The organism is Anaerobacillus sp. QJM3NY_17, assembly GCF_056173665.1.
The window spans coordinates 958,242-971,186 of the sequence record NZ_CM149685.1; the positions used below are offsets into that span (position 1 = coordinate 958,242).

A 12,945-nucleotide genomic window follows, 5' to 3' on the forward strand; every position below is an offset into this window, starting at 1 on the left:
TGATGGGGAGGACGATTAGTTGATTTTGCATACCGAAATATATGGAGAAGGGGAGCCAATTGTTTTTTTACATACTGGGTTACAAACTGGCAATAGTGATTTTGTGAAACAAAGAGAAGAACTTCAAAAAAGCAGAAAAGTAATAGTACCAGATTTAAGAGGACATGGGAAATCAGTAAGTGTTGATTTTAGCAACTATTTTGAAGATGCTGCAGAGGATTTGAAAGAAACAATCGATCATTTACATATTGATAAACTTCATTTAGTTGGTTGCTCTATTGGAGGATTAGTAGGTTTAATATTTGCAAAGAAATACCCTAGCAAAGTATTTAGTTTAATTTTATCAGGGATCACAGCCGATAAGCCGAGTAATTGGAAGGAAATGCATCTACAAGAGGTTAAATTCCAACAAGAACTATTGGAGAATGATGAAGTGACTAATCAACTAGACCTGATACATGAATCTGATTGGAAAGAATTTATTTATATGGCTAGAGACGAAAACTGGTATCCCTTTGAATATACATCTGACTTAGATAATATTAGTGCTCCAATCCTATATATGGTGGGCGAAGGAAATAAAGCAGAAGTGGTTTCTGCTGCAAAATACCAAAGTAAACATAATAATTTGCATGTGAGTGTTATCCCATTTGCCTCGCATTTAGTCCATGAGCAAAAGCCAGAAATGTACACTAATATCCTATTAGAATTTCTTAGTGAAATTCAAATTAAACAATAAACTATCTTCCGTTATCTCGGAGCATATCTCGAAATAGATATGTTCTTTTTTTGTATAAGAGATGGATTTTTCAGAACTATTTTGAAATAATTGGTATTGGAAGAATAAATAAATGGAGGGATATATTTTGAAAGTTGAATTTACAGGTCATGAATTAAACCCAGGACACGACATGAAGAAATTATCGATAATGACGGCACAATGCCTAGTAGAGGAAATGCAAGATGGAGTCGAGGATCAGAGAAAGATTCAAATCACTACATCAAATTCCTTAATCATTGCAGATAAACTAAATACCGCAGAGCCAAATGAGAGCAAGATGACGTTACTTGATAAGGCGCTATTGAAATCTGAGGATACTATGTTCCCTCTAATAAATGAAGGCAGCGTGACAAACTTTAACGGGATGCTTGTTTTGAGTAATGTAAAGATTGTCCCATTTGCTAACCCTGACAATGTCATTGAGTATGATAGTTATGCTCTTTATACTGATCATATTATGGGGTTCGGTCTAACAGAGTAGTGGAAGAAGAAGTTTTGCTTTAGTTCTTCCACAAAATCGGAGCTATACCGTAAGGAGGAATAAAATGTTTAAGACTAAAAAAATGAACTTAATATACGGTTTATTGTTAATAATCTTATCACTAAGATCACTAGGATATATTTTAAAAGCTGAATATGGTTTGTTAGGATTACATATTATCGTTTTTTCTTTATGTCTACCTGGAGGTATTTATTACATCTATTCAACTTTATTAAATAAAGAACGAAATCCATAATCTCGGAGCTTATCTGTAATGGGATAGGCTCCTTTTAATTTGAAATAAAAATTGAGTAATGTAGGTGGGTTTGAAATAATTGGTATTAGAGGTATACGTAGCATAGGTGAAGATTTAATTGATTGGGTTAATATGAAGAAAGAAAACTCAAATAAGGTTCCAAAGATATTAATATTGGAAAGAGAGGCGCTATGAAATATTTTAAATGGTTTCTTTTAATAATAGGTGCATCAGCTACAGAAATGGCTATCTTGATGAATGCAGAATCGCTAAGTGCGGAAATGATTTCTTTAAACTATTACTTTGTAAGTTCTTTGGTAGTTATATTAATGATTTATCCATTAAGTGATTCCCCCTCAAGAAAACAATACAAATTAATCTTGGGATTAATTGTCATCGCTTTTGCTATTCTAGCTGCAGGGGTACTGAGAAACTTTGATTTCCTCCGTGAAGAACAAGCATTACTTCCTATGTTGGTAGGTTTGGTCGCTTACCTCATATTAGCATTTTTAATAATGATGAAATTCAGGAAAAAAACTAACTAATTTTAAAAATGGTTTACTTTGTTTTATAAAATTCCCCTTTATATATTGAACAGTCGTTAACATATCAGAAAAAATTATAGGGGGGAATTAAATTGCCAGTAGAAATTATGAAAACCGAAAAACAGTACTTAACACCCGAACAAGTTAGAGCGAAGGTTGTAGAAGATTATTCTTATAGCTATCAAAATATTGCTCTCTCAATGGCAAGTGTTACCATCGGTGCATTAACGTCAGTGGCTGGAAAATGACGATATTCCATTATCTCGGAGCGATAGCTACACAGTGGTTATCGCTTAGCAATCTGGTGCAAGATTTGACGAAAAGTTATTCTAGTAAGGGGTGAGGTTATGGGGTTTTGGTATTTCTTAATATTATTTGTAGGAATATTTTTAGTTGTTAAGGGGCTACTTGGGAATAAAAGAAATGGCTTGGTATTGATAGGGGTCATAAGTATTGCGTTCTCAATATTTATGTTTACACCAGGAAGTGATGAAATCATTTCAAAACTATTTAATTTTTTTGGAATAGATATATGAGTAATCTCCTACTAGGTATTTTCACTAACGGTTGCTAAAGCAAAAGTAAGAACAGTAATCGAGTATTGGAAGTAAAATGACAATCTTCCACAAACTCGGAGCATTTACAGAATAAAAAGTCTGCTCTTTATGTAGGTTGACTTTCAGATTTAGGACTGGAGTGAATGAATTGAGGAATCCAAATGAGTTATCTAAAAAGAGGAGATATCAGCAAGGGTTTGCAGTTATTTATTTAGTTATCGCAATAATTTTGGCAACGGTATTATTTGATGATTATAACGTATTCATAGTGGGTGGGGTCACTATTTTGTTATATCTATTGCTTCGTTTTCTCGTAGGAGTATATGTAGATAAGAAAGTGGAGTGAATACATTACTCTACAATCTCGGAGCATATCTGGAAGAGGGATAGTCAACTGATGGAATCAAATTTTTTTAAAAATATTGGGTGGAGGCTTTAAATTGTATAGACTACTATTAGTAATTTCTTATTTATTATTCTTGATTCCCGTTTTATTCATCGCTAATTTTTTCTTGGATTTTATTACGCTCAACAAGCTGCAAGGATTGCCTATATTCTTTCCATTACTATTTTGCACAATAGGGCTCCTTTTCGCGGCGAAGGCTTTGGGTTATAAAAAGAGTGTTTTTTCAATAGCTGCTATAGTAGGAAACGGCGTCTTAATAATGTTCCCCTTTATTTATCTCTTCTTTGGCACTCTGATATTTGGCACTTGAATAAATGTGACTTGAATATAGACTTTGTTACGATGGCTAGTAGATAATAATTCAATCTTCCGTTAAATCGGAGCGATTACTGCACAATTTATTGAAAGGATGTTGTGATATATTCAAGTCAGAGCTTACTAACAAAGTAATGGACTTAATAGCGTGGATACTTCTATATTGTTTTGTTATTAGTCAAGTCGATATATTTTTGAATTCATTTACAAGTGGTTTATTTATTATCGCTACTGTATTGGGGCTGTTTAAAGTAATACGTAATATCAGAGGAATAATAAAAGTAACTAAGAATAACAAAAGCAGAGTCAACAATAATTAAGAATTCATTTTAATCGATAATCTTTTATGCTGAATAATAGTAGATAACCAATCTTCTGTTATCTCGGAGCAATTCTGAAATATCGTAGCAACGTAATCGCTAAAGAACAGTCTTCCGTAATACCTCAGGAGAGCTTGTGGAATAATACATGGCTTCCAGTCTATGAAGCTCCTTTCTTGTTCCAACATAGTCAGTTATTTCCGCGCCAACAATAGGTGTTCAGAATTTATTCAGGATACATTATTGATTACTTATTAATGACAACAAAATTGTTGAATGCATTTCTTTAGAAAATCTTTCATCAAATAGTTCAGTCGTTTCTAATTGGTATACATATTTTCCATCAGACCAAAAATAGGCATTATATCCAAGTCCCATACCTTTTAGATCATTTTCACTTGTTACGACATTAATTTTCATATCTTTCAGAAATAAATCATCATCATGAAAACGTCCATAATGAAGAATAGCATAACGGTGAGAATATCTCATGATTTCTTTGTTAGGTTCAATTTCCTCAACAATTAAGTTAGCGTATTTATTCTTACCAGGTTGCTCATAAAGAGTTTTTATTTGGTCTGTATCTACATCTGCATTACTAGATATGGATTCTGATTTTTTACTCTTTTCACCAAAGGTAAAGATAACTTTTAAGGGTTCATTTTTTTCCTTGATCTCTTTAATACTTAATAAATCCCATTCAGTAGGTATTAAAAAAGGGTCAAGAGCTAAGCTTAAGTCAACTTCTTCAAAGACTTCTGAGACTTCATTTGAGTCATTTAGAAGGAACAGGGTAGAAAAGAATAATGTAATTGCAGTAATAACAGTAATACATTTTTGTTTACTCATCCAATAGCACCTCCCTTAATAATAGGTAAATATAATATCTACTTCGCTCCAATCTTTGATGTTCCTTTTATTTGATAATATGGAGCATAACGAAATATATTAACTATTATTTAACATAGCTTATGAAATAAAAGAATGAGATCCAAACATCTTTTTGAAATAATTGGAATTAAACAATGGTAGCGGTAGTGTTGAATAAATTATTAAGAAGAATTTGGTCATTATTGGGTTTTAAATAGATTTTTCCATTCCAGTTGCTCTGGTTTAACAACAATCAGTTTATTATTTAGCATTTTCATTAACGGTTTATTGAATAAGTAAATATCTCTTTCTATTCCACTGAATCGGAGAGGTTCTGTAGTAATGAATCTCTTCTTTTTGTTGCGACTAAGTTTTTTTTGATTCTTTGCTACTTATTAGGAGTTTCTGTTGAATGTATAGATTTAGAATTGAGATTTTGATACATTAATAGTTACTTCCAGTTATATACATATAGAATAGGTGAAAAAACATGCTTCAGCACCTTCTTTAAAATCTACTTTTAATGGGGGATTACGTGTGAAGAAACTGAAGTATCTGGTTTTCCTTCTTTCTACCTTGATATTTTTGTGTTCTTGTGAAACATCTATTAATCAGGTGGTAGATAAAAACGACTTAAAGACTTCAGAGTTTAACGCTGTAGGGGTTCCACCTGGTACTGAAAGCAAATATGATTTAACGATTGAAATGGATAATAGCGAGACTTTCACTGTAAAAGCATCTATTTTGATAAAGAATATTTCAAATGATACGTGGAATGAAATACCTTTTTATTTCATTCCCAATATGTTCACCGAAGAAAACTCTCCTTCGCTTGAAACACATTCAGACCTTAATATGATTGAGGTTTCCTTAAATGAAAAAATAGTAGAGTACACGCTTCAAAAAGATTCGTTAACAATACCATTAACTCCAGCAGTCGCTCCAAATGAAACAGTCAATGTCGAATTTTTATATAACTTCACACTTCCAGAGAAAGGTTTGAGGTTCACTAAAAAAGAGTCAAATTTTTATTTAGCTCAATGGTATCCTATGGTACCAACATATCGAAATGGGTGGAATAAGGAGGACTACCGCTTCAAAGGAGAATCCTATCATACACCATATAGTGATTTTCTCCTGACCTATAATGTTCCTTCAAATTATACGGTCGTCACCACTAGTGAAGAAGATGGAATACCAAGTGATAACGGAAATGAATATAAAATAGGAAATGTGAAAGAAGTCTTTCTAGCATTGCTTGAAAGTCCTTATGTCGTTGAGACACAAGTGAATCATACAAATATTAGAGTATTTGGGGTGGATGGTGGTCCAGAGTATGAAGAGGAAATTGCTGCAATAGCAAAAGATGCTCTTGATTACTTTCAAGAACATATAGGCAGCTATCCAAACAGCCAGTTGGATATTATTCTGGATAGTATAGGTATGGAATACCCAGGGGTCGTCACCGCAGGTTCCTATTATAATACGAAACGAGTTGATACAGATTCACTCAAGAGTATGGTGGTCCACGAAATGGCTCACCAGTGGTTTTATGGGATGATAAGCAATGATCCCTATAATGATGCTTGGTTAGATGAGGGTTTGAGCGAACTAGCTACTATGTTGTTTTATTCAGATCTAGGGGAAACTGATTTTTCTTTTGAAATTGGAAATGAAATAAGTAAAGACTTTCCTTTGCCGGTTAATCTACCATTGGATGAATATCTAATGGGAGAACAAAGCTCATATATTTATGGAAAATCAACGGCAAAGTTAGGAATGTTATTTCAGAAGTATGGTGGGAAGGAAAAAGCCGAAAATTTTCTGAAAGCCTATTTCGCTCACTATCAGTATAAAGAAGTTGATACTGAAGAATTTGTAAGATTTATTAAGTATTACTTAAGCCTTGTGACTGCTAAACTAAAGTAGACAGTTTTCGCTATATAAGATGAAACACTTATTTACCCTAATATACCAGTTAAATAGAAAGCTCTACCATTGTATGATTAGATAGTTTATATCATAGATCAATGGAGGGCCGAACAAAGGTGGATAAGTGGGAAATGTATATGGAAATTCAACAGCTAATCAAACAGGGGTTTAGTAAGTCTAAAGTGGCAAACAAACTAGGAGTATCAAGATCGACTGTCTATCGACACCTTAAGAAATCTCCTTCGGACATGGCCGTATGGGTAGAATCCTTACAAACAAGAAAGAAGATTCTAGACCCTTATAAGGAGTTAATCTTATCTTGGTTGAATGAGCATCCTGATCTTACAGCAGCCCAGGTACAAGATTGGTTAATTGAGAGGCACAAAGATCTTAAAGTTGGTGAGAGCACGGTTCGTGCTTTCGTAAGAGAGTTACGGAAAGACTATCAAATAACGAAAGAAACGTCACCAAGAGAATACGAAGCGATACCTGATTTACCCATGGGGCAGCAGATTCAAGTTGATTTTGGTCATACAAAACAAAAAACATCTGATAATAAAGAAATGAAGCTAAACTTTATTGCCTTTGTTTTGTCTAACTCAAGATATAAATATCAGGAATGGTTAGATCGACCATTTACCACTCAAGATGTCATTCAGGCACATGAAAATGCGTTTCAATGGTTCAGTGGAATTCCAAAAGAATTAGTTTATGACCAGGATAGCCTTATAGTGGTGAGCGAAAATGGTGGCGATCTTATTTTGACGAAAGAGTTTCAGCAATATAGAGAAACGAGGAAATTAAACCTACGGGTTTGTCGTAAAGCTGATCCAGAAAGCAAAGGAAAGATCGAAAATGTGGTCGGGTTTATCAAGTACAATTTCGCCAAACATAGAGTGTTCCAGAATATTGAGGCGTGGAATGAACAAGGGTGGGAGTGGTTACATCGAACAGGTAACTATAAAATCCACAATACAACAAAAAAAAGACCGGTCGAAGTGTTCTCCTTGGAAAAGCAACACTTAAGACCAGTCAAAGGAAATGTCCATTTCCTAAACAATTATGAAAACAGTATAACAAGAAGCGTGCGTAAGGACAATACCATACGGTATTTGTCTAACAGGTACTCTCTTCCATTGGGAACGTTTCATAAATATGAAACTGTCTCCATCAAGGAAACAGATGATCGACATCTCTTAATCTATTACCGTGAGACAGGAGAACTTCTAGCCAAACATCACATCCCGGATGGCAAAGGTCAGCTAATGAAAGATCGACAGCATACGAGAGATCGTACAAAAGGGATCGATGCCTTTATAGATAACGTAGCTAATCGGTTTGAAGAAACAACAATGGCATTTGATTACCTGGATAAACTTCGTGAGAAGTATCCACGATATATTCGCGATCAGTTACACATGATCCTAAGAGAAACAAAACAACAAAACGCACAGATTCTAACGGCAGCTCTACAAGAATGTATAAAAAGAAACTTATACAGTGCAACAGATTTCAGCGATATCATTTTATATCTTCAGCGACAACGACAGGATCACGAGACAACGAATGATAACGCTGAGATTGTTTCGCCATTAAACAGCTTATCTGGTTGGATGATGGAAACAGAAGCACAAAAAAGAAACGTAGATACCTATACGGTTTTATTGGAAGAAGGTGAGGCAAATTGAGTCAGTTCCAGCAAGTACAAGATTTACTAAGGTCTCTACGACTAGCTGAGACGGCAAATCAGTTGCCCGAATTGATCAGAGAAGCTGAGAAAAAGGACTTATCCTTTACTCAGTTTCTCCTAGATCTAGCCACCTATGAACAAAATCGCAGAGATGAGAAACAGCTGGAGAAACGTTTTAATTGGGCTACCTTCCCTTTCCATAATACGATCGATGATTATGACGTAAAAGAGCAAAAATCCTTAAGTAGTAAGAAGTTAAATCAATTAAAAGATTTAACATGGATTGAGCAGCTCTATAACATTATTTTTCTTGGACCGCCAGGTGTCGGAAAGACCCACCTTTCGATAGGTCTGGGTATTGAAGCATTAAATCAAGGTTATAAGGTGATTTTCACGACCATGGGAGATCTTATTCAAGCGTTAAAAACAGAAGAAATCACGAGGAAATCGAAAACAAGGATGAAGCGAATTAGAGAAGCAGATTTAGTTATCATAGATGACTTGATGTTTATGGCGATGAATAAGCAGGAAGCGAATATGTTTTTCCATCTGATTAACAACCTATACAATCAAACTTCGATCATATTAACGTCAAATAAGGGGCCAAAAGAATGGGGAGAACTATTGGGCGACCAAGCGATTACGACAGCTATCTTGGACCGAATCTTACATCGAGTAGAGATTATTCATTTAAATGAAGACAGTTGGAGAATGAAGCATAGAAAAACGATTTTTGGTGAACAAAGTGTTTCAAATTAATCAGCAGAACTTGTGTCATTCTACTTGACGGTCACAAGCCTTGAAAATAATGATGATTTTGAAGCTTGGTTGGATGGTTACTGAAAAGGTCTTATTAAGCAATCTCGGAGCAATTGCGTAATAAAAATTTGCCCTTTAAGTAGGCAACTAAATTAAATAAGCTCAAGCAATTTTCAGCTAAGCTCAGAGTTATTGAACTCCGAGCTTTTTTTGTGTGAGGTTTGTAAATTAGTCCTTGAATTAAAGTCATATTACTTTATTAAAAATATTTAAGAAAATGAAACTGCTTTGATAAATGTATAGTCTATAAGGTGCAGGATGAAGGTTGAAAGGAGGTTGAAAAGTGAAAAATAGAGATTCATTATTTGATAGGGAAGGATTTGGCGATGAAATTGCTAGTGAAACGGAGATTGATTTGTTGATCAAAGAACACTCAAAGCAAGTGTTTATTTTAGCTTTTTCATATGTGAAAGATCATTCTTTAGCAGAGGATATAGCCCAAGAAGTTTTTTATAAGTGTTACAAAAACCTACATAAATTTAGAAATGAATCATCAATAAAAACTTGGATTTCTCGTATCACAGTAAATACTTCAAAAGATTTTTTGAGAAAACGAAAATATAATTTATTTTATTCCCCCTCTCATCTTATGGAGGTGCTTGTTAAAAGGAAAAGTTCAGAAGATGAGTTTCTTGAGAAAGAGAATAGACAAAGTGTGATGGACATCGTTCTGTCTCTTCAGCCAAAATATCGAGAAGTTATTATCCTTTTTTATTTTCAAGATTTCAATACAGAAGAAATATCGCTGGCTTTAAAACTGAATAGGAATACAGTTAAAACGAGATTATCTCGGGGGAGACTTCTTTTAAAAGAAAAAATTAGTGGTTTGGAAGGAGGCAACTATGAAACGTGAAGTTCAAAAAGGGAAAATCGAATTAGACGAGCAATTTTCTTTAGATAGAGAAAACAGAATTAGAGAAAGAGTGAAAGAAAGGATTAGGGAACGTGATAATCCACCCTATATCAATTATAAACTTATCTATATATCCTGTGCTGCAGTCTTGTTATTTGGTTTAGTTGTCAGTTTATCATTCGTTTCACCATCAATGGCTTCTGTTGTTTCTAAAATACCGTTTCTAAATGAATTGATGGAGAAGGAAGATTCCATCGGTGTCGATTCCATCGGCGATCTCCTGATCCATGAACTAAAAGAAGACAACTTTAAAGTTAGTCAGGGAACAAATATTAATTTTAGGGAAAAAACCATTTACGTAGGAATAGAAGGTACTAACGAATATTATCAAAAAAACCAAAAAGATATTATTGAAAAAAGTAATAGCATTTTAGATGCGCATGGTCTTGGAGCATACACTGTTGAAGTGACCAATCCTCAAGTAGAAAAAGAGCCATACGACGATGGCATTACAGAAGAAATGCAAAAGAAGTACGATGATTATGAGAAGAGAAGTCTTGCTATTAGCGATAAAATCATGAGTGAACTAAACGAGCAAAACTATCAGGTTCAATCAGCTGATGTTCGAATTAATGACAAAGAGAGGTTTATACCACTTGAAATCCCTGTCTCTGAAACAAGAGTAGATGAGATTAAGGATATTGTAAGGAAAGTTGCAGAAGAAAAAGAACCAGGTGAATTTAAAATAAAAGTTTATACATTTGATCCTATAAGAGAAGAAGCACAAGTACGATGGAGTCCTGTTATCGATACTCTAACAGAAGGATTAATTGGAAAAAGAGAGCTTAAAGTAGAATTAGTTGGTTTTACATTCTATTCAGATCCTTATACATTATCAGTTGACACTTCAATCGATAAGTCTAATCCTAATGCTTCAATGTTGGCAAATGAGATTGAAGATGAGATGAACACATTTATTAACTCAAAAGAGATAAAGAAAGTTGTAAAAGGAGATGAATATCAGATTATTGTTAAAAGCAAAGACGGTAAAAAAATAAATTAAATCATGATATATTTGCAAATTAAATGTAGCTTAATATTTATGACCGATCGATCTTCAACAATCTCGGAGCTTATCTGGAAGACCAAGAACGTTATAACTTAATATAAATTCACCTGAGTCCGGTGCTACTAGTCGATAGCTTTGATCAAAATTAAGAAGGAGTGATCTAACTATGGCAAAAAACAAATTACTAAGAATGGACAATGTTGGCATCGTTGTAGAATCCCTTGATGACGCAATCTCATTCTTCGAGGAGATTGGCTTGAACCTCGAAGGGCGAGCCACTGTCGAAGGTGAATGGGCTGGTCGCGTAACAGGATTGGGTTCTCAGTGCGTAGAGATTGCTATGATGGTTACCCCAGATGGTCACAGCCGACTTGAACTTTCGCGATTTCTCACCCCACCTACTATATCAGATCACCGGACTGCTCCTGTAAACGCCCTCGGTTATCAACGCGTCATGTTCACCGTTGAAGACATTGACGAAATGGTATCCAGACTCACTAAGTATGGTGCTCAGCTCGTTGGAGAAATGGTTCAATACGAGGACTCGTATCGGCTCTGCTACATTCGTGGAATCGAAGGACTTCTAATCGGTTTGGCAGAACAACTCGGTAACAAATAAGTAAGCGAGGTATTATAAAGAGCCTTTACTGAAATATAAATTACTGAAGTAAAAATTGAAACAGACAAGCAGTGTGAAAGTAATTCGAAGAAGTAGGGAAGCAGATTCACGCGAAAACGTTATATGCCAATCCGTCTCGATTCGAAGGGAATTCTTATTCAACAATCTCGGAGCGATTGTTTAGTTTGTGTTCATTCCTTAGTTACATTAAAAAGCTTCTTCTATGAACCAATAGAAGAAGCTTTCACCTTAGAGTATTAAATTTCTGTTTTATAGGGTCTGCCCAGTCAGGTATCTCATCAGTTTCGAAGGTTAATTGGTTATTAGATATTTCTAAAATCAATTCTCCATCTGATTTGCTGTTATCGATAACGACGAGGTTGTTAATGAGTGACAAGTGTTGAAGTAGGTTTTCTTTGGAAGTGATATCTCTTTTCAGGATGTCCTTTGTTGGGATATGATGGCCACCATTCCTCACTCGTAATGCGACTCGCTCAATGTTTTGCGTGACGTGGCTTAATCCAACATAAAACATTGTAATTTCAAATCCTTTTTCCTTGGCTTTGGTCATTTGGTGAATCGCATTTTTTCCAGCGAGCGTCGTTTCAATTGAAAAACTCTTTTCTTCTTCAATGCACTCGTAAATCAGTCTTACGGCTGCTTTACCTGCTGCTAATTGTTTCGTCTCAGGTGATTGTGGATCCAATCTACGCGCAATGGAATCAGGATCAAGATTAATGTCTATGCCTAACTTATCAATTAGAAGGTTACGTAGCGTGCTTTTTCCACTCCCATTGTTACCAGCAAAAACATACATCATGGGAGGGAGCTTTGGCTTTGTCATTCAATATCACCATCTGGTTTTTGGTCAAACTTTACAACGGTTCCATCAGGATACTCTTTCACAAGGCCATTTTCTGTATCATAAACGATATAGGTGTTATTTACCTTGGCATCAATTTTTGCACGATCACCAGTCATTTTTGCCCATTTACCCACCCAAGCAAACTTTCTTCCTTGTGATTCACTTTCACGTTCTAACACATAAACCACCACCTTTATTTTGTAATTTAATTATATCAGATGAAATGAATATTTTCATAAGGCTCCACAATAGCTGACTACTGAGGTGCCAGAAATGGAACGACAATCACTTGAGGAAGAAATGTCTTTGAAATAACAGTTATTAAACAATCTCTGAGCTTATCTGTAATAGGTAGGCTCCTTTTAACTGTAAATAAAGATTGAGTTATGGGGAATTTTTTTGAAATGATTAGTATGGAAATTTGTGCGGCATTCTAGAAAACTTGGATTTGAGATAATTTGCGTAGATTTGTTTAATTGTTTGATGTCTGGACCTTAATTTATACTTACTTAAATCCAGATATGGTTTTGAAGGGGAATTAGTCCTGTGTTAGTATAAATGGATTAT

General features: G+C 34.7%; 14 protein-coding genes. 11 read left to right on the top strand and 3 right to left on the bottom strand.

Annotated features, from left to right (window positions below; all coding sequences use genetic code 11):
* The first annotated feature begins 19 nt into the window (after nucleotides 1-19).
* The 5 genes from AC0VYV_RS05170 (at nucleotide 20) to AC0VYV_RS05190 (ending at nucleotide 2,599) form a co-directional block, all read left to right on the top strand.
* The gene (locus AC0VYV_RS05170; protein WP_475374066.1) at nucleotides 20-739 is read left to right on the top strand and encodes an alpha/beta fold hydrolase; all 720 of its coding nucleotides are present in this window, start codon (nucleotides 20-22) and stop codon (nucleotides 737-739) included.
* A 127-nt stretch (nucleotides 740-866) separates the two neighbouring features.
* Nucleotides 867-1,262 carry a hypothetical protein gene (locus AC0VYV_RS05175; RefSeq protein ID WP_194218912.1) on the top strand — a complete coding sequence of 132 codons (396 nt, stop codon included), beginning with the start codon at nucleotides 867-869 and terminating at the stop codon, nucleotides 1,260-1,262.
* A 447-nt stretch (nucleotides 1,263-1,709) separates the two neighbouring features.
* Nucleotides 1,710-2,063 carry a hypothetical protein gene (locus tag AC0VYV_RS05180; protein WP_475374527.1) on the top strand — a complete coding sequence of 118 codons (354 nt, stop codon included), beginning with the start codon at nucleotides 1,710-1,712 and terminating at the stop codon, nucleotides 2,061-2,063.
* Between the two features lie 92 nt (nucleotides 2,064-2,155).
* The gene (locus AC0VYV_RS05185) at nucleotides 2,156-2,311 is read left to right on the top strand and encodes a hypothetical protein (protein ID WP_404681165.1); all 156 of its coding nucleotides are present in this window, start codon (nucleotides 2,156-2,158) and stop codon (nucleotides 2,309-2,311) included.
* 99 nt (nucleotides 2,312-2,410) lie between these two features.
* Nucleotides 2,411-2,599 (top strand): hypothetical protein, encoded by a 189-nt coding sequence (locus tag AC0VYV_RS05190; RefSeq protein WP_475374528.1) that lies wholly within the window; start codon nucleotides 2,411-2,413, stop codon nucleotides 2,597-2,599.
* A 1,302-nt stretch (nucleotides 2,600-3,901) separates the two neighbouring features.
* Here the strand turns inward: AC0VYV_RS05190 and AC0VYV_RS05195 are convergent.
* Complete coding sequence (locus AC0VYV_RS05195; protein WP_475374529.1) at nucleotides 3,902-4,510, bottom strand: hypothetical protein; 609 nt, start codon at nucleotides 4,508-4,510, stop codon at nucleotides 3,902-3,904.
* A 558-nt stretch (nucleotides 4,511-5,068) separates the two neighbouring features.
* On the opposite strand from AC0VYV_RS05195, the gene AC0VYV_RS05200 reads away from it, so the two are divergent.
* The 6 genes from AC0VYV_RS05200 to AC0VYV_RS05225 all read left to right on the top strand — a co-directional run bounded on the left by AC0VYV_RS05200 (nucleotide 5,069) and on the right by AC0VYV_RS05225 (nucleotide 11,513).
* A complete protein-coding gene (locus AC0VYV_RS05200) occupies nucleotides 5,069-6,460 on the top strand; it encodes a M1 family metallopeptidase (protein WP_475374530.1) in 1,392 nt (463 codons plus the stop codon).
* Nucleotides 6,461-6,579: 119 nt separating this feature from the next.
* Nucleotides 6,580-8,151 carry an IS21 family transposase gene (gene istA / locus AC0VYV_RS05205; protein WP_475374531.1) on the top strand — a complete coding sequence of 524 codons (1,572 nt, stop codon included), beginning with the start codon at nucleotides 6,580-6,582 and terminating at the stop codon, nucleotides 8,149-8,151.
* Complete coding sequence (gene istB / locus AC0VYV_RS05210) at nucleotides 8,148-8,912, top strand: IS21-like element helper ATPase IstB (protein WP_194221838.1); 765 nt, start codon at nucleotides 8,148-8,150, stop codon at nucleotides 8,910-8,912. Before istA ends, istB begins: the two co-directional genes overlap by 4 nt.
* 343 nt (nucleotides 8,913-9,255) lie before the next feature.
* Complete coding sequence (locus AC0VYV_RS05215) at nucleotides 9,256-9,825, top strand: sigma-70 family RNA polymerase sigma factor (RefSeq protein WP_475374532.1); 570 nt, start codon at nucleotides 9,256-9,258, stop codon at nucleotides 9,823-9,825.
* Nucleotides 9,815-10,888 carry a hypothetical protein gene (locus tag AC0VYV_RS05220; RefSeq protein WP_475374533.1) on the top strand — a complete coding sequence of 358 codons (1,074 nt, stop codon included), beginning with the start codon at nucleotides 9,815-9,817 and terminating at the stop codon, nucleotides 10,886-10,888. Before AC0VYV_RS05215 ends, AC0VYV_RS05220 begins: the two co-directional genes overlap by 11 nt.
* Before the next feature lie 172 nt (nucleotides 10,889-11,060).
* Nucleotides 11,061-11,513, top strand: a complete 453-nt coding sequence (locus AC0VYV_RS05225) for a VOC family protein (protein ID WP_394171874.1) — start codon at nucleotides 11,061-11,063, stop codon at nucleotides 11,511-11,513.
* A gap of 244 nt (nucleotides 11,514-11,757) precedes the next feature.
* Here the strand turns inward: AC0VYV_RS05225 and AC0VYV_RS05230 are convergent, their stop codons facing one another.
* Both AC0VYV_RS05230 and AC0VYV_RS05235 read right to left on the bottom strand, forming a co-directional pair.
* The gene (locus tag AC0VYV_RS05230; protein WP_475366756.1) at nucleotides 11,758-12,357 is read right to left on the bottom strand and encodes an ATPase; all 600 of its coding nucleotides are present in this window, start codon (nucleotides 12,355-12,357) and stop codon (nucleotides 11,758-11,760) included.
* Nucleotides 12,354-12,557 carry a hypothetical protein gene (locus tag AC0VYV_RS05235; protein WP_098443859.1) on the bottom strand — a complete coding sequence of 68 codons (204 nt, stop codon included), beginning with the start codon at nucleotides 12,555-12,557 and terminating at the stop codon, nucleotides 12,354-12,356. The genes AC0VYV_RS05230 and AC0VYV_RS05235 overlap by 4 nt, the downstream gene beginning before the upstream one ends.
* Nucleotides 12,558-12,945 lie beyond the last annotated feature (388 nt).

Bases quoted from the DNA above. Each gene is read 5' to 3' on its own strand.
- AC0VYV_RS05195 (WP_475374529.1), bottom strand. From the start codon at position 4,510: ATGAGTAAACAAAAATGTATTACTGTTATTACTGCAATTACATTATTC.
- AC0VYV_RS05230 (WP_475366756.1), bottom strand. From the start codon at position 12,357: ATGACAAAGCCAAAGCTCCCTCCCATGATGTATGTTTTTGCTGGTAAC.
- AC0VYV_RS05180 (WP_475374527.1), top strand. From the start codon at position 1,710: ATGAAATATTTTAAATGGTTTCTTTTAATAATAGGTGCATCAGCTACA.
- AC0VYV_RS05220 (WP_475374533.1), top strand. From the start codon at position 9,815: ATGAAACGTGAAGTTCAAAAAGGGAAAATCGAATTAGACGAGCAATTT.
- AC0VYV_RS05190 (WP_475374528.1), top strand. From the start codon at position 2,411: ATGGGGTTTTGGTATTTCTTAATATTATTTGTAGGAATATTTTTAGTT.
- AC0VYV_RS05225 (WP_394171874.1), top strand. From the start codon at position 11,061: ATGGCAAAAAACAAATTACTAAGAATGGACAATGTTGGCATCGTTGTA.